The 16,070-nt window shown below is 74.6% G+C and carries 15 protein-coding genes; 10 read left to right on the forward strand and 5 right to left on the reverse strand.

The window, feature by feature from the left end; all coding sequences use genetic code 11:
• Window positions 1–10: 10 nt before the first annotated feature.
• Both VE546_RS17230 and VE546_RS17235 read left to right on the forward strand, forming a co-directional pair.
• Window positions 11–910, forward strand: a complete 900-nt coding sequence (locus tag VE546_RS17230; RefSeq protein ID WP_324923214.1) for a M23 family metallopeptidase — start codon at window positions 11–13, stop codon at window positions 908–910.
• 138 nt (window positions 911–1,048) lie between these two features.
• Entirely contained in the window at window positions 1,049–1,753 is a 705-nt protein-coding gene (locus tag VE546_RS17235) for a GntR family transcriptional regulator (RefSeq protein WP_324923216.1), read from the forward strand.
• A 201-nt stretch (window positions 1,754–1,954) separates the two neighbouring features.
• Here VE546_RS17235 and VE546_RS17240 read toward each other — a convergent pair whose 3' ends face one another.
• On the reverse strand, window positions 1,955–2,236 hold the full coding sequence (locus VE546_RS17240) for an HPr family phosphocarrier protein (RefSeq protein ID WP_324923219.1): 282 nt from the start codon (window positions 2,234–2,236) through the stop codon (window positions 1,955–1,957).
• Between the two features lie 182 nt (window positions 2,237–2,418).
• On the opposite strand from VE546_RS17240, the gene VE546_RS17245 reads away from it, so the two are divergent.
• The 4 genes from VE546_RS17245 to VE546_RS17260 all read left to right on the forward strand — a co-directional run bounded on the left by VE546_RS17245 (window position 2,419) and on the right by VE546_RS17260 (window position 7,745).
• The gene (locus VE546_RS17245) at window positions 2,419–5,166 is read left to right on the forward strand and encodes a GNAT family N-acetyltransferase (RefSeq protein WP_324923221.1); all 2,748 of its coding nucleotides are present in this window, start codon (window positions 2,419–2,421) and stop codon (window positions 5,164–5,166) included.
• Window positions 5,167–5,194: 28 nt separating this feature from the next.
• On the forward strand, window positions 5,195–5,788 hold the full coding sequence (locus VE546_RS17250) for a DUF5998 family protein (protein WP_324923223.1): 594 nt from the start codon (window positions 5,195–5,197) through the stop codon (window positions 5,786–5,788).
• Entirely contained in the window at window positions 5,788–6,987 is a 1,200-nt protein-coding gene (locus VE546_RS17255; protein ID WP_324923225.1) for an alkaline phosphatase family protein, read from the forward strand. Before VE546_RS17250 ends, VE546_RS17255 begins: the two co-directional genes overlap by 1 nt.
• A gap of 83 nt (window positions 6,988–7,070) precedes the next feature.
• Complete coding sequence (locus VE546_RS17260; RefSeq protein WP_324923227.1) at window positions 7,071–7,745, forward strand: thymidine kinase; 675 nt, start codon at window positions 7,071–7,073, stop codon at window positions 7,743–7,745.
• Between the two features lie 75 nt (window positions 7,746–7,820).
• On the opposite strand, the gene VE546_RS17265 is transcribed toward VE546_RS17260, so the two are convergent.
• Window positions 7,821–8,618 (reverse strand): VOC family protein, encoded by a 798-nt coding sequence (locus tag VE546_RS17265; RefSeq protein WP_324923230.1) that lies wholly within the window; start codon window positions 8,616–8,618, stop codon window positions 7,821–7,823.
• A gap of 264 nt (window positions 8,619–8,882) precedes the next feature.
• On the opposite strand from VE546_RS17265, the gene VE546_RS17270 reads away from it, so the two are divergent.
• Window positions 8,883–9,716, forward strand: coding sequence for a sulfurtransferase (locus tag VE546_RS17270; protein WP_324923232.1), 834 nt, complete (start codon window positions 8,883–8,885; stop codon window positions 9,714–9,716).
• A 50-nt stretch (window positions 9,717–9,766) separates the two neighbouring features.
• Here VE546_RS17270 and sepH read toward each other — a convergent pair whose 3' ends face one another.
• Both sepH and VE546_RS17280 read right to left on the reverse strand, forming a co-directional pair.
• Window positions 9,767–10,822 carry a septation protein SepH gene (gene sepH / locus VE546_RS17275; protein ID WP_324923234.1) on the reverse strand — a complete coding sequence of 352 codons (1,056 nt, stop codon included), beginning with the start codon at window positions 10,820–10,822 and terminating at the stop codon, window positions 9,767–9,769.
• Between the two features lie 476 nt (window positions 10,823–11,298).
• Window positions 11,299–12,624, reverse strand: a complete 1,326-nt coding sequence (locus tag VE546_RS17280; RefSeq protein ID WP_324923236.1) for a D-arabinono-1,4-lactone oxidase — start codon at window positions 12,622–12,624, stop codon at window positions 11,299–11,301.
• 162 nt (window positions 12,625–12,786) lie between these two features.
• On the opposite strand from VE546_RS17280, the gene VE546_RS17285 reads away from it, so the two are divergent.
• Together VE546_RS17285 and VE546_RS17290 are read left to right on the forward strand one after the other, a co-directional pair.
• Window positions 12,787–13,899 (forward strand): ferrochelatase, encoded by a 1,113-nt coding sequence (locus VE546_RS17285; protein WP_324923238.1) that lies wholly within the window; start codon window positions 12,787–12,789, stop codon window positions 13,897–13,899.
• A 66-nt stretch (window positions 13,900–13,965) separates the two neighbouring features.
• On the forward strand, window positions 13,966–14,766 hold the full coding sequence (locus VE546_RS17290) for an inositol monophosphatase family protein (RefSeq protein ID WP_324923240.1): 801 nt from the start codon (window positions 13,966–13,968) through the stop codon (window positions 14,764–14,766).
• A gap of 106 nt (window positions 14,767–14,872) precedes the next feature.
• Here the strand turns inward: VE546_RS17290 and VE546_RS17295 are convergent, their stop codons facing one another.
• Entirely contained in the window at window positions 14,873–15,052 is a 180-nt protein-coding gene (locus tag VE546_RS17295) for a hypothetical protein (RefSeq protein ID WP_324923242.1), read from the reverse strand.
• 364 nt (window positions 15,053–15,416) lie between these two features.
• On the opposite strand from VE546_RS17295, the gene VE546_RS17300 reads away from it, so the two are divergent.
• Window positions 15,417–16,070 (forward strand): response regulator transcription factor, encoded by a 654-nt coding sequence (locus tag VE546_RS17300; protein WP_324923244.1) that lies wholly within the window; start codon window positions 15,417–15,419, stop codon window positions 16,068–16,070.

The following is a 16,070-nucleotide window of genomic DNA, read 5'->3' on the forward strand; positions in this document are numbered from 1 at the left end:
CACGCCGCCCATGGCGTTCACCCGTGCCACCGGGCAGTTCACCGAGAAGCTCGCCGGAAGGATCACCGACCTCACCGGCAGACTCGCCGAGAAGCACCAGCTCTCCGGCCGCGCCGTGCGCACCGGCGCCGGCCTCCTGGGGGTCGCCGCCCTGGCCACCACCGGCGTGGTCGGCAGCCTCGCGACCTCCGCCGCCGCCGCGCCGGACGGGGCGCCCAGGACCTACGCCCTGGGCTTCGTCCAGGCCATGGCCGTCGGCGACACGATCGCCGACGACGTCAGGGCCCAGGCCGAGGAACGGCGGCGCGCGGCCGGCGCCGCCCGGGAGAGGGCCGAGCAGGCCGAGGTGATCGCCGTCGCCCGCGCCGTCAAGGCCCGGCGGGCCGAGCAGGCGGAGCAGGCGGAGAAGGCCGCCAGGGAGCGTGCCGCCGAGCTCGCCGCCGCCCGGGAGCGCGCGGCCGAGAAGCGCCGCGCCGAGCGCGAGGCCGAGCGGCGTGCGCTGAGCGGCTACGTCGCCCCGGTCGAGGGCGCGCACGCCACCACCCCGTACAAGGCGTCCGGCACCTCCTGGTCCTCCGGCAGCCACAGCGGCATCGACTTCCCCGTGGTCACCGGCACGCCCGTCCGCTCCGTGGGTCCGGGCACCGTGGTGACGGCCGGCTGGGGCGGCGCGTACGGCAACCAGGTCGTCATCCGCCACCACGACGGCCGGTACACCCAGTACGCCCACCTGTCCGCGCTGCAGGTCGTGCCCGGCCAGCCCGTCGACGCGGGCGACCGGATCGGGCTCTCCGGCAGCACCGGCAACTCCACCGGCCCGCACCTGCACTTCGAGGCCCGCGTCGGACCCGCCTACGGCTCGGACATCGATCCGATCGCCTACCTGCGCTCCAAGGGCATCGCCGTCTGAGGCGTCCGGGGGCGCGCCGCCGCGCGGACGCAGGTTTTCCGCCTGTCTTCCTTGGGGCATCGGAATTTCCGTGCCGGTGGAATACAGTTCGACTCTGCGGGACACCGGAAACGCGGAGAAGACGGCGGAGGTCGGCGCATGCGCATTTCGGCGCACATGGTGTGCACTGCGGTACGCGACGACATTGTCTCCGGCGCTTTCCCGCCCGGTGCCCGGCTCACCGAGGAACTGCTCGCGAAGCGCTACGGCGTCTCGCGGGTCCCGGTGCGCGAGGCCCTGCGCACCCTGGAGTCGGAGGGCTTCGTGACCAGCCGCCGGCACGCGGGCGCCTGCGTCGCCGAGCCCACCGAGCGGGAGGCCGCCGACCTGCTCGACCTCCGCGCCCTGCTGGAGCCGCTGGGCGCCGCCCGGGCGGCGCAGCGCCGCACCGAGGCGCAGTTGAAGGTGTTGCGCGGCCTGGTCCGCCTCGGTCGACAGCGCGCCGACCACGGCCAGTTGTCCGACCTGCGGGCCCTGGGGGACTGGTACCACGAGACGCTGGCCCAGGCCTCCGGCAGCCCCACGCTGGCCGCGCTGCTCACCCAGCTCCGCCGCAAGATCACCTGGGTGTACGCCGCGGAGCCCCCGCTGCGGGCGGCCGCGGTCTGGCGGGAGCACGGCGCCATCGTGGACGCGGTCGCCCGCGGCGACGCCGAGCGGGCGCGGGACCTGGCGGCCGCCCACGTGGAGCGCTCGGTCGCGGTCCGTCGCGAACAGCGTCCGGTGGCCGTGCGCAACGCCCGCCGGAAAGACGCGGTGAGAAAGACGAAACATGCCGTCAACACGGCGCTCGATAATCCGTAACAGCGGTCGTATACGGCGGACGGAAATACCCGGGGAATTGTCCGTCCGGGACGCGCGGATATGACGAAGGCGGTGGAGTCGCGTGCTCCATCGCCTTCGCCCGTTCCGTCGGCGTCGTTTCCGGAGGGTCCCGGAGTTCCCGTGGCTCCCGGAGTTTTCCGGAGGCTCCCGGACGCGGCCGGTGCCCGGCCGGGCACCGTCTCAGACGGTCTGGGGAAGCTCCCCCAGCCCCTCGGAGACCAGCTTCGCCAGACGCTCCAGGGCGTCCTCGGCACCCTCGGCACCGGAGGCCAGCACGATCTCCTCGCCGCCCTCCACGCCCAGCCCCAGCACCGCGAGCATCGACACCGCGCTGACCGGCTCCTCCCCGGGCCTGCCCACGGTGACGGGCACGCCGGCGGCGGTCGCGGCGCGGACGAAGATCGCGGCGGGGCGGGCGTGCAGGCCCTCGGCCCAGCCGACGGTGACACGGCGCTCGGCCATGGTGGTGTCCTTCGGGTCGGAACGGCTGTCCGGACCAAGGTTGGCACAGGGGGACCGCCCGAAGGAGCAGGGCGGACCCGCGCCCCGCCCCTCCCGCCGGCCCCGCCCGGCGCTCCCGGGTCCCTTTCGTCCGGGGTTCGTCCGGGGCCGCGGACCGGGGCACCGGTGGCTAGGCTGACCCCATGCGGACGCCGACCGAGCCTGCCTACCCCGCCCACTGGGAGGCCGACGTGGTGCTGCGCGACGGCGGCACGGCCCGGATCCGTCCCATCACCCCCGACGACGCCGACCGCCTGGTCAGGTTCTACGAGCAGGTCTCCGACCAGTCGAAGTACTACCGCTTCTTCGCCCCCTACCCCCGCCTCACCGACCGCGACGTGCGCCGCTTCACCCACCACGACTACGTCGACCGGGTCGGCCTGGCCGCCGTCGTGGGCGGCGAGTTCATCGCGACCGTCCGCTACGACCGCATCGACGGCACGGGCCGTCCCGCCTCCCTCCCCGCCGACGAGGCCGAGGTCGCCTTCCTCGTCCGCGACGACCACCAGGGGCGCGGCGTCGGCTCCGCCCTGCTGGAGCACATCGCCGCCTGCGCGCGCGAGCGCGGCGTGCGCCGCTTCTCCGCCGAGGTGCTGCCCGCCAACACGAGGATGGTCAAGGTGTTCACGGACGCGGGCTACTCCCAGAAGCGCAGCTTCGAGGAGGGCACGGTCCACCTCACCCTCGACCTGGAACCGACCGAGCGGTCCCTGGCGGTGATGCGGGCCCGTGAGCAGCGGGCCGAGGCCCGCTCCGTCCAGCGGCTGCTGGCCCCCGGCTCGGTGGCCGTCATCGGCGTCAGCCGCGCCCCGCGCGGCGCCGGGCGCACCGTCCTGGCCGGCCTGCGCGCGGCGGGCTTCACCGGCCGTACGTACGCCGTCAACCGCGCCTTCCCGCCGGAGACGACCGAGGTCGACGCGGTACCCGCGTACCGCTCGGTGCGCGAGATCCCCGAACCCGTCGACCTGGCCGTCGTCGCCGTCCCCGCCGGCCAGGTGCCCGCCGTCGTGGCCGAGTGCGGCCGGCGGGGCGTGCAGGGACTGGTCGTCCTCTCCGCCGACTTCGGACGCGAGGAGCAGCGGGAACTGGTCCGGCAGGCCCGCTCGTACGGGATGCGCATCATCGGCCCCAACGCCTTCGGAGTGATCAACACCGCACCCGGCGTCCGGCTCAACACCACCCTGTCGACCGCGATCCCCGACCGCGGGCGCATCGGCCTGTTCACCCAGTCCGGCGCGATCGGCATCGCCGTGCTCGCCGCCCTCCACCGCCGGGGCCGCGGGCTCGGCGGCGTCTCCACCTTCGTCTCCGCCGGGAACCGCGCCGACGTCTCCGGCAACGACGTGCTCCAGTACTGGGACGACGACCCCGACACGGACGTCGTCCTGATGTACCTGGAGTCCTTCGGCAACCCCCGGAAGTTCAGCCGGCTGGCCCGGCGCACCGCCGCCCGCAAGCCGATCGTCGTGGTCAAGGGCGCCCGGCACAACGCCAGCGCCCCGCCCCCCGGCCACGCCGTCCCCGACAGCCGCACCCCCGACGCCACGGTCTCCTCGCTGCTGCGGCAGGCCGGCGTCATCCGCGTCGACACCGTCACCGAACTCGTCGACGCCGGTGTCCTGCTGGCCACCCAGCCGCTGCCCGCGGGCCCGCGCGTGGGCATCCTCGGCAACGCCGAGTCGCTGTGCCTGCTCACCTACGACGCCTGCCTGGCCCGGGGCCTGCGCCCGCAGCCCGTCACCGACCTGACCACCGAGGCCGCGCCCGAGGACTTCCGGCGCGCCCTGCGCGCCACCCTCGCCGATCCGGCCACCGACGCCGTCGTGGTCACCGCGATCCCCTGGGTCGACGGACCCCCGGACGGCCGGGACGCGGCCGTGCTGGCCGAGGCGCTGCGCGAGGCCGCCGAGGGCGCCGGGGCCGCCGGGGGCACGGCCAAACCGGTGGCCGTCGTCCACCTGGCCATCGAGGGCCTGGACGCCGCCCTCGCCGAACGCGGCCTGCCCGCCTACCCCGCCCCCGAGCGGGCCGTGGGCGCCCTGGCGGAGACCGTCCGCTACGCCCAGTGGCGGCGCGAGGCCGGGACGCCGGGCCGGGTGCCCGAGTACGACGACATCGACGAGGCGTCCGCCGCCGCCCTGCTGACCCGCGTCCGGGAGCGGGAGCGCGACCCGCGCCGCAGCGTGCCGCTGACCGGCGGGGAGGCGGCCGAACTGCTGGGGCACTACGGCATCGCGGTGCAGCCCGTCCTGCCCGCCCCCGACGCGGACGCCGCCGCGGCCGCCGCGCGGCGGCTGGGCTACCCGGTGGCCCTGAAGACCACCGCCCCCCACCTGCGCCACCGGGCCGACCTCGGCGGCGTACGGCTGGACATCGCGGGCGAGGCGGGGCTGCGGCGCGCCTACGCCGAACTGACCGAGCAGCTCGGCAAGCCCGCGGAGCTGCGGCCCGTCGTCCAGGCCATGGCCCCCCGCGGCGTGGACACCGTGGTGAAGGCCACCGTCGACCCCGCCGTCGGCGCGGTGCTCTCCTTCGGGCTGGCCGGCCCGCCCTCGGAGCTGCTGGGCGACACCGCCCACCGGCTCGTCCCCGTCACCGACCGGGACGCCGCGGACCTGGTCCGCTCCATCCGCTCCGCGCCCGTGCTGTTCGGCTGGCGCGGCGCCCAGCCGGTGGACACCGCCGCCCTGGAGGACCTGCTGCTGCGGCTCTCCCGGCTCGTCGACGACCACCCCGAGATCGTCTCCGTCGACCTGGAGCCGGTGGTCGTCGCCGCCCGCGGCCTGACGGTGCTGGGCGCCGCCGTCCGCGTCGCCGACCCGCCCGCCGCGTTCGGCACGGGCAACCCCGCGTGGGCCGACCTGGGACCCCGCCGCCTGCCCGCGTACTGACCGCCCCGCGCCCCGTAGGATGGGCGGCATGGCGAAGACCGGTACGACGACCCAGGGGCTGCGCGCGGCGATCGAGCGCAGCGGCTACTACCCGGCTCTCGTGGCCGAGGCGGTCGAGTCCGCCGTGGGCGGTGAGCCCGTGGCCTCGTACCTGGTGCACCAGGAGACGACGTTCGACTCCAACGAGGTGCGCCGCCACGTCACGGTTCTGGTGCTCACCGACACCCGGTTCATCGTCAGCCACACCGACGAGCAGCCCGCGGACAACACCTCGCCCTCGCCGTACGCCACGACCTCCACCGAGTCGGTGAAGCTGGAGCGGATCTCCTCCGTCGTCCTCAGCAGGGTCGTTGCCAACCCCGAGTCCTACACCCCCGGCACCCTGCCCCGCGAGGTCGTCCTCACCATCGGCTGGGGCGCCGTCTCCCGCCTGGACATGGAGCCCGCCAACTGCGGCGACCCCAACTGCGAGGCGGACCACGGCTACACGGGCTCCCTCACCGCCGACGACCTCTCGCTGCGCGTCAGCGAGGCGGGCGACGGCCCGGACACCGTCCGCCAGGCGCTGGCCTTCGCGCAGGCGCTCTCCGAGGCCATCGCGGCGACCACCGGCGCCCGCTGATGGTCCAGTCCCTCCCGCAGGGCCCGGCCCCGCACGAGCCGGTGCCCCTGGATCCCCGCACCGCGCCCGTGCCGCGCTACGGCGAGGCGTCGCTGGCCGACCTGCTCCCCGCCATCGCCGCCGGGCAGGGCGTGCCCGGGATGAAGTCCGGGCTGGAGCTGGCGCCCGCCGACCGGGCCTGCGTCTTCCTGGTGGACGGCATGGGCTGGGAGCTGCTGCTCTCCCACCCCGACGAGGCCCCGTTCCTGACCTCGCTGCTGCCCACCTCCCGCGGCGGCACCGGGAAGCCGATCACCGCGGGCTTCCCCTCCACCACCGCCACCTCGCTGGCCTCGGTGGGCACCGGCCTGGTCCCCGGCGCCCACGGGCTGCCCGGCTACACCGTGCTGGACCCGGCGACCGGCGAGCTGATGAACCAGCTCCGCTGGCAGCCGTGGACGGACCCGTACGCGTGGCAGCCGTACCCCACCGTCTTCCAGCTCGCCGACGCGGCCGGGATCGCCGCCTGCCAGGTCACGGCGCCGCACTTCGAGCACACCCCGCTCACGCGGATCGCGCTGTCCGGCGGCACCTTCCACGGCAGGCTCTCCGCCGAGGAGCGGATGGACTTCGCCGCCGAGCGGCTGGCCGCGGCCGACCGCACGCTGGTCTACACGTACTACGCCGAACTCGACGGCAACGGCCACCGCTACGGCGTGGACTCCGACGCCTGGCGCGGCCAGTTGATGTACGTCGACCGGCTCGCCCAGCGCCTGGCCGAACAGCTCCCGCCGCGCTCGGTCCTCTACGTCACCGCCGACCACGGCATGGTGGACATCCCGCCCGGCCCCGAGGCCCGGTACGACTTCGACGAGGACTGGGAGCTGCGCGCGGGCGTCGCGCGGCTCGGCGGCGAGGGCCGGGCCCGCCACCTGTACGCCGTGCCGGGCGCGGCCGGGGACGTCCACGCCGTCTGGCGCGAGGTGCTGGGGGACCGGGCCTGGGTGGTGACCCGGGACGAGGCGATCGAACTGGGCTGGTTCGGCCCGCAGGTCGACGACCGGGTGCGCGCCCGGATCGGCGACGTGGTGGTCGCGATGGGCGACGGCGTCGCGGTCGTCGCCACCGAGACCGAGCCCAACGAGTCCGAACTGATCGGCATGCACGGCTCCATGACGCCCGCCGAGCAACTGGTCCCCCTGCTGGAAGTCCGTACCTGACCTGACGGCGGGCCGGCCCCGCCGCCCGGCACCGCCCCTTCGCCCGACCGTCCGCCGACCCCTCGAAAGGTCTCCGACTCCCCATGCCCGAACTGGTTTTCTTCGCCGGAACGATGGACTGCGGGAAGAGCACCCTCGCCCTCCAGATCCAGCACAACCGTTCGGCGCGCGGCCTGTCGGGGATGATCTTCACCCGCAACGACCGGGCGGGGGAGGGGAAGCTGTCCTCCCGGCTCGGCCTGATCACCGAGGCCATCGAGGCGGGCGAGGGCTTCGACTTCCACGCCCATCTGGTGAAGCACCTGACGGCGGGCGGCCGCGCGGACTACGTGATCGCGGACGAGGCGCAGTTCCTCGCGCCCGAGCAGGTGGACCAACTCGCCTGCATCGTGGACGACCTGGGCATCGACGTCTTCGCGTTCGGCATCACCACCGACTTCAGGACACGGCTCTTCCCCGGTTCGCAGCGGCTGATCGAACTGGCCGACCGGATCGAGTCGCTCCAGGTCGAGTCGTTGTGCTGGTGCGGGGCGCGGGCCACGCACAACGCCCGTACGGTCGGCGGGCGGATGGTCGTCGAGGGCGCCCAGGTCGTCGTCGGGGACGTGGGCACCGCCGAGGGCGAGGTCGGCTACGAGGTGCTGTGCCGGCGTCACCACCGGCGCCGCCTCACCGCCGCCGCGGCCCGGGCGGGCGCGCTCTCCCCGGACGTGCTCCCCGTGGACGGTGCGGACACCCCCCTGCCCTCCCGGCCCTGAGGCCCCCGCACCCCCGGCGCCGGTGCCGTGCGGGGCTTGTCGGCCCGGCCGCCGGGCCGACAAGCCCCGCACGGATCACCGGTTCGGGCAGATCACCGCGAAGGGCGCGCCCTCACGGTCGGCGAGCCGCGCCACCCGCCCGCGCGGTGAGTCCTGCGGGGGACGCAGCACGCGTCCGCCCAGCTCGGCCGCCCGGCGCGCCGCCGCGTCGGCGTCCGCCACCTCGACGTACATCAGCCAGTGCGAGCCGCGGTCGCGCGGCAGCGCGGTCCCGACGCCGCGGATGCCCCCGACGATCCGGCCGTGCGCGGTCACGGTGAGGTAGTCCGGTTCCTCCCCGTCCGCCTCCTGTGCATCGGTGCGGTCCAGGGACTCGGTCTCCAGACCGAAGACCGTCTCGTAGAACTTCTCGACCGTCGAGGTCCGGTGGGTGATCAGCTCGTTCCACACCACCGTGCCCGGTCCGCCGTCCATGTGCGCGCCGGGACGCGTGTCCGCCTGCCAGATCCCGAAGGCCGCCCCGGCCGGGTCCGCCGCGACCGCCACGCGTCCCATGCCCTCCGCGGCCAGCGGCCCCACGCCGACCGTTCCGCCGCACATCCGGGTCAACTCCGCCGCCGTGTCGGCGTCCTCGGCCGTCAGGTAGGGCAACCAGGTGGCGAGGCGCTGCATCCCGGGCTGTATCCGGGTGATGCACGCGACCTGGTGCCCGTCCAGCACGGCACGGACGTGCGGCCCGGCCGGCCCTGGCCCCGGCCGGTACTCCCAGCCGAACAACTCGTGGTAGAACTCCTGACTCGCGGCCGAATCACGGACCAGCAGGCTTACCCAGCTGGGAGTCCCCGGAGCGCGTCGGGTCGCTGCCTCGGTCATCTCTTCACTTCTCTCCTCGGGACCGTCGTCGATGCGGTCTTCTCGGTGATGTTCCGTGCACTGTCGGTGCTCATGCTCTCACCCGCCATGCTCGCCGCGCCCGGGTGGTCCCCGAAGAGGTGCTCCCCACGCGGAGGAACGGCCGGCACGTCGCCTCGCGGTCCCTGTCCGCACCCGTGTGCCGCGCGCACCGGCACGCGCCGATGCGGGCCGCGCCGGGGAGAGACGGGGACGTGCGGAAGGCGGCCGCGCGAAGATACGGCCATGGCAGTCATCGTCTCTCCTACCCAACTCGCGCACGAACTCAACGAGGCGTCTACCCCGCCGACGCTCCTCGATGTCCGCTGGGAACTCGGCGGTCCGCCCGGACGCCGGGCGTACGAGGCGGGGCACCTGCCCGGCGCCGTGTACGTCGACCTCGACACCGAACTGGCCGGGCCGGTGGGGGAGGGGACGGGCCGTCACCCGCTCCCCGACCCCGGGGTCTTCGGCGCGGCGATGCGCCGGGCCGGCGTCCGGCGCGGACACCCGGTGGTGGCCTACGACGGCGGCCACGGCTGGGCCGCGGCCCGCGCCTGGTGGCTCCTGCGCTGGGCGGGCCACGACGACGTGCGGGTGCTGGACGGCGGTCTCGCGGCGTGGGACGGACCGCTGACCCGGGAGGTCCCCGACCCGCCCGAGGGCGACTTCGTCCCGGAACCGGGAGGGCTCCCCCTGCTCGACGCCGACGGCGCGGCGGCCCTGGCCCGTTCCGGCGTGCTGCTCGACGCCCGCGCGGCCGAACGCTACCGGGGCGAGGTGGAGCCGGTCGACAAGGTCGCCGGCCACATCCCGGGGGCGCTCTCGGCGCCGACCACCGAGAACACCACCGCCCAGGGGCGCTTCCGGCCCGCCGCCGAACTGGCCGCCCGGTTCGCCGCCCTGGGCATCGACGCGGACACCGAGGTCGGCGTCTACTGCGGTTCGGGCGTCTCCGCGGCCCACGAGGTCCTCGCGCTGGCGGTCGCGGGCATCGACGCGGCCCTGTACGTGGGCTCCTGGTCGCAGTGGTCCGCCGACCCCTCACGCCCGGTGGCGACGGGCCCCGAGCCGGGCTGAGACGCGTTGGGGCACCCGGACCGCACGGCCCGGGTGCCCCAACGCCCCGTTCACTCCTGCTTCTTGCGGCGCGTGCCGAAGACGATCTCGTCCCAACTGGGAACCGCCGCCCGGCGGCCCGGACGGACGCCGTCCGCCTCGGCCTGGCGGTCGGTGCTGCCCGTGAGGCGGTCGCGGTGGCCCTTCACCGAGCGCGGCATGAGCACGTCGGCGTACGCCGACCCCGCGCTCGCCGCGGGCGCCGGGGGCTCCACCGGCTCCGCCTCCTCGGCCGCCTCGTCCGGCTTGCCGCCCGGCGGGGGCGGCTGCTCCGGCACCACGAGGTCGCCACGGAAGCTGGGCACCGCCTCCAGCAGGCTGGTCAGCGAGTCCCGTTCGCCGTCCTGGCCCGCGGCATCCGCCCGTTCGGGCGCGGAGCCGTCGGCGCGGTCCGTCCGGTCGAAGCGGTCGCGCGGCAGCCGGGCGATGCGCGGCACGAAGGGGAAGCTCGGCTCCGGGGTGTCGTCGCTCTCCCCGATGAGCGCCCGCGCCTCGTCGTCCACGGCCTGCACCAGCCGCCGCGGCGGGTCGTACGTCCAGCTCGCGGAGTGCGGCTCACCGGCCACCCGGTAGACGAGCAGCACCTCCCAGGTGCCGTCGTCCCGGCGCCAGGAGTCCCACTGCACCGTCTCCTTCTCGGCGCCGCGCATCATCAGCCGCTCGGAGACGATCTCGCCGAGCTGCGGGCCGGTGCTCTCGCCGGGGCGGCGCACCGGCGTCTTGCGGGCCCGCTCGGCCATGAAGGCGCGCTCGGCGAGCACCGGCCCCTCGAACCGCCGTACGCGGTCCACGGGGATGCCGGCGAGCTGGGCGACCTCCTCGGCGGAGGCGCCGGCCCGTATCCGGGCCTGGATGTCGCGGGGGCGGAGGTGGCTCTCGACCTCGATCTCGATCTGCCCCAGCCGGGCGCGGTCGTTGCGGACGGCGGCGCGCAGCCGCTCGTCGATCGGCAGCGTGTACTCCGTGTTGTCGGCAGCCTTGAGCACCAGCCGTGTGCCGTCGTTGCTGACGGCCACGACACGCAGTTCGGGCATGGGAACCTCCCGGGTGGTGCCTGCCGACGTCACGTGCGTCGCTGCTCCCGCTAGACGAGTGTGGCGTGCCCGGGTGCAGCCTGCCACAACCTTGCCGACTTGCCCGGCGTGTCGGGCCCGCGCCCCGATCCGCCGTTGTGGCACGGTTGCCTGTTGGCCACGCACAGTGACCGACGTGCTCACCGTCCGTGGTACTGGCCGACCAGGACCAGGGCCAGGGCTCGTCACACTACTCCATTGGGGCCATGCCAGTGGATCGGCACGCCGCCCAAGTTCTCACAGGCCGGGCGAGTTGAACACCACAGGGGACGTAAAAAGCGGGTCGTGGATGCGCGGATCCTCCCGGTATCCACCGGAACGCAATCACCACCTTGGCCGGAAAACACCCTTGGAGCGTACTGAGGAAGATATGTGCGATCCAGCCCGGGAGGGGGACGGACGGGACGGGAGGGTGACGGCATCGGAGTGGAAGGCGCCGCCGGAACCGCCGGGCCGGACGGCGCCCGGGATCAGTCCCCCAGCACGCGCCGCAGGTAGTCGTTGCCGAACCTCCGGTCGGGGTCCAGCCGGTCGCGCAGCGCGGTGAACTCCCCGAAGCGGGGGTAGACCTCCGCCAGGTACTCCGCGTCGCGGCTGTGCAGCTTCCCCCAGTGGGGGCGCCCGCCGTGCGCGACCATGATCCGCTCGGCCGCCGTGAAGTACCGCTCGTGCGGGGTGCCCCGGTACAGGTGCACCGCGATGTAGGCCGTCTCGCGGCCCGACGCCGTGGACAGCGTGATGTCGTCGGCGGGAGTGACCCGCACCTCCACGGGGAAGCCCACCCGCAGGTCCGAGCGGTCGATCAGCTCCTTCAGCGCGCGCAGCGCCTCCACCGCGGCCGCCCGGGGGAGGGCGTACTCCATCTCCACGAAGCGGACCCGGCGCGGTGAGGTGAAGACCTTGTAGGGGATGTCGGTGTACGTGCGGGCCGACAGCGCCCGGCCGGCGATCCGGGCGATGCCCGGGACCGTCGCCGGAACGGCCCGGCCAAGCGAGCAGGCCGCCTGGAAGACCCCGTTGGACAGCAGCTCGTCCGTCAGCCAGCCGCCCAGGCGCGGCAGCGGGTCCGCCGGGCCGTCGCTGCGGTTGTTGCGCTTGGTGACGCAGCGGTCGGTGTGGGGGAACCAGTAGAACTCGAAGTGCTCGTTGTCGCGCACCAGGTGGTCGAAGTCCGCCAGCACCGCGCCGAGGGCCATCGGCTCCTCGCGCGCGGTCAGCAGGAACAGCGGCTCCACCGCGAAGGTGATCTCGCTGATCACGCCGAGCGCCCCCAGCCCGGTCCGGGCCGCGGCGAAGACGTCGGCGTTCTCCTCCCGCGAGCACCGCAGCACCGAGCCGTCGGCCAGGACGAGTTCCAGGGCGCGGACCTGGGCGGCGAGCGAGCCGGAGTCGCGGCCGGTGCCGTGGGTGCCGGTGCTGACCGCGCCGGAGACGGTCTGCTCCATGATGTCGCCCATGTTGGTCAGGGACAGCCCCTGGGCCGCCAGCGCCTCGTTGAGCCGCTTCAGCGGAGTCCCGGCGGCGACGGCGACCGTCCCCGCCCCGCGGTCGATCCGGCGCACTCCGGTGAGGCGGTCGGGCCGTATCAGCACCCCGTCGGTGACGGCCGCGGCCGTGAACGAGTGACCGGTCCCGGCCGCCTTGACGGTCAGGCCGTCCTCGGCCGCCCGGCGCACCACCTCGGCGAGGGCCTCGGTGGTGGAGGGGGCCACGGTCCGCAGCGGCCGGGCGGTGGCGTTGCCCGCCCAGTTGCGCCACGTCGGCGGCGCGGGCCGCCGGGCTGTGCGCGTGCTCATCCGTGTCGCCCTCCCCTTGGCCCACGTGCCCCGCGTCCCGCCTCCCGGCGCGGGCGGCGGCCCGGCCGGCCGGTGGGGGGATCATACTCACGGAAGGCCGCCCCGGAACCCGGTACGCGGGTCACGGCGGTGGACGCCGGGGCCGGATGGCAGGATCGAGGCATGCCCGATGTGCTCGACGCCAGCCCCTACGACGCCCTGCTGCTGCTCTCCTTCGGCGGCCCGGAGGGCCCCGACGACGTGGTCCCGTTCCTGGAGAACGTCACCCGCGGACGGGGGATCCCGCGGGAGAGGCTGGAGGAGGTCGGGCAGCACTACTACCTCTTCGGTGGAGTCAGCCCGATCAACGCCCAGAACCGCGAACTGCTCGCCGTCCTGCGCGAGGACTTCGCCGCCCACGGCCTGGACCTGCCCGTCTACTGGGGCAACCGGAACTGGGCGCCGTACCTGACCGACACCCTGCGCGAGATGGTCCGCGACGGCCGGCGCCGCATCCTGGTGCTGGCCACCAGCGCGTACGCCTCGTACTCCGGCTGCCGCCAGTACCGGGAGAACCTCGCCGACGCGCTCGCCGCCCTGGAGGAGGAGGGGCTGGAGCCGCCGCGCGTGGACAAGCTGCGGCACTACTTCAACCACCCCGGCTTCGTCCGCCCCATGGTCGACGGGGTGCTGGCCGCCCTCGCCGAGCTGCCCGAGGAGGTGCGCGACGGGGCGCACCTGGCCTTCACCACCCACTCCATCCCCACCGCGCAGGCCGACACCTCCGGGCCCGGCGGCGGCGCGTACGTCGCCCAGCACCTGGACGTGGCCCGGGTGATCGCCGGGGCGGTGCGCGAGGAGACCGGCGTCGACCGCCCCTGGGAGCTGGTCTACCAGTCCCGCAGCGGCGCCCCGCACGTCCCCTGGCTGGAGCCGGACATCTGCGACCACCTGGAGGCCCTGCACGAGCGGGGGGTGCCGGGCGTGGTGATGGTCCCGGTCGGGTTCGTCTCGGACCACATGGAGGTCCTGTACGACCTGGACACCGAGGCGAGGGCCAGGGCGGAGGAGCTGGGCCTGCCCGTGGCGCGGTCCGCCACCGTCGGCGCGGACCCGCGCTTCGCCGCGGCCGTGCGGGAGCTGGTGGTGGAACGCGCCGCCGCCGAGCGGGGCGAGCGCCCCGAGCGCTGCGCGCTGGGCGCGCTGGGGCCCAGCCACGACGTGTGCCCGGTGGGCTGCTGCCCGGGCCGGACCCCCAGGCCCGCCGCAGCGGGCGCCGACAGCCCGTACTCCTGACCCGGGACCCGCCCGCGGAGGGAACGGGAGTCCCGGAGACCCATGGAGACACGAAGGAGAGACGTGGTGACCGACCCGCTCAGGACCGAACTCCTCGACCTCGCCCTGGAGGCCGCCCGCAGGGCCGGGGAACTGCTGCGCGACGGCCGCCCCGCCGACCTCGGGGTGGCGGCGACCAAGAGCAGCTCCGTCGACGTCGTCACCGAGATGGACCTCGCCTCCGAGAAGCTGATCACCGGCTTCCTGTCCGAGCGCCGTCCCGAGGACGGCTTCCTGGGGGAGGAGGGGGCGTCCACCGAGGGCAGCAGCGGGGTGCGCTGGATCGTCGACCCGATCGACGGCACCGTGAACTACCTCTACGGGCTGCCCGCCTGGGCCGTCTCCATCGCCGCCGAGTACCGGGGCGAGACCGTCGTCGGCGTGGTGGAGATCCCCGCGCGCGGCGAGACGTACCACGCCGTGCTGGGCGGGGGCGCCTGGCGCAACGGGGAGCGCGTGCGCTGCCGCCCCTCGCCGCCGCTGGCCGAGGCGCTGATCGGCACCGGCTTCAACTACGTCGCCGAGCGGCGCACCGCCCAGGCCGAGGTGGCCCGGCGGCTGCTGCCGCAGGTCCGCGACATCCGCCGGTCCGGTTCGGCGGCCATCGACCTGTGCGACGTCGGCGGCGGACGCCTGGACGGCTTCTACGAGCGCGGACTGCACCCGTGGGACGTGGCCGCGGGCGCCCTGGTCGCCCGCGAGGCGGGTGCGCTGACCGGCGGCCGGCCCGGCGAGCCGGCGAACGGCGACCTGACGGTGGCCGCCTCGCCCGGGATCTTCGCCGTGCTGCAGCCGCTGCTCGACGAACTGGGCGCCTGGCACGACTGAACCGGCGGCGGACGGCGGGCGAACGGGAGGTGCGGCCCCCGCACACGCCGTGGCGCCCCGGGAAGGTCCCCGGGGCGCCGTGTGGCTCTGTGTGGCTCTCGGGGGGTCAGGCGCTGGTGGCGCCGACCCCCACCTCCACTCCGTACTCGGCGGCCAGACGGCGCAGATCCTCGAGCTCGGCCTGCTCGACGTCCACCAGGAAGTCGTCGCCCGACTCACGAGCGCGGATCAGGTCGGACTCCGTGTTCCGTATGCGCTGCAGAATGCCTGCGGTGAACGCGTCCATGGTGCGCCCCCTCGTCATGGTCGTTGGCACGGGGGTGTGCCGAGGGTGGGGCGATCACGGTGCGGTCCCCGGAACGGTCGACCGACGGGTCCCTCCGGACTGATGCGGAGAAGGGGGTCGTGACCTGCCGTCTACAGGGCGTGATCGCGGGTGTAATGCCGTCCTCCCCACCTGAATCCTCAAAGAAACCTCAAGCGGGACGAAAATTCGGTGAACGGGCCGGGCCGGACGTCCCTTACGGCCCGTTTACGCACGTCGGAGGCAGGATGGAGGAGGCTCCCCGGTTCCGGCGGTGCGGGGACACGCCCGGGAGGCACCGGAAGCACCCCCGACACCACAGACACACCCCAGGAAGGACACCGTTGTGCGCGTACTCGTCGTCGAGGACGAGCAGCTCCTGGCCGATGCCGTGGCCACCGGACTGCGCCGGGAGGCCATGGCCGTCGACGTGGTCTACGACGGCGCCGCGGCCCTGGAGCGCGTCGGGGTCAACGACTACGACGTGGTGGTCCTCGACCGTGACCTGCCGCTGGTCCACGGCGACGACGTCTGCCGCAGGGTCGTCGAGCTGGGCCTGCCCGCCCGGGTGCTGATGCTCACCGCCTCCGGCGACGTCAGCGACCGCGTGGAGGGCCTGGAACTGGGCGCGGACGACTACCTGCCCAAGCCCTTCGCCTTCAAGGAGCTGATCGCCCGGGTGCGGGCGCTCGGCCGCCGCGCGACCGCCCCCCTGCCGCCCGTGCTGGAGCGGGCCGGGATCCGGCTGGACCCCAACCGCCGCGAGGTGTTCCGGGACGGCCGCCAGATCCAGTTGGCGCCCAAGGAGTTCGCGGTGCTGGAGGTGCTCATGCGCAGCGAGGGGACGGTGGTCTCCGCCGAACAGCTCTTGGAGAAGGCCTGGGACGAGAACACCGACCCGTTCACCAACGTCGTGCGGGTCACCGTGATGACCCTCCGTCGCAAGCTCGGCGAGCCGCCGGTGATCGTCACCGTGCCCGGCTCCGGATACCGCATCTGA

The organism is Streptomyces sp., from assembly GCF_035644915.1.
Taxonomy (GTDB): Bacteria; Actinomycetota; Actinomycetes; order Streptomycetales; family Streptomycetaceae; genus Streptomyces.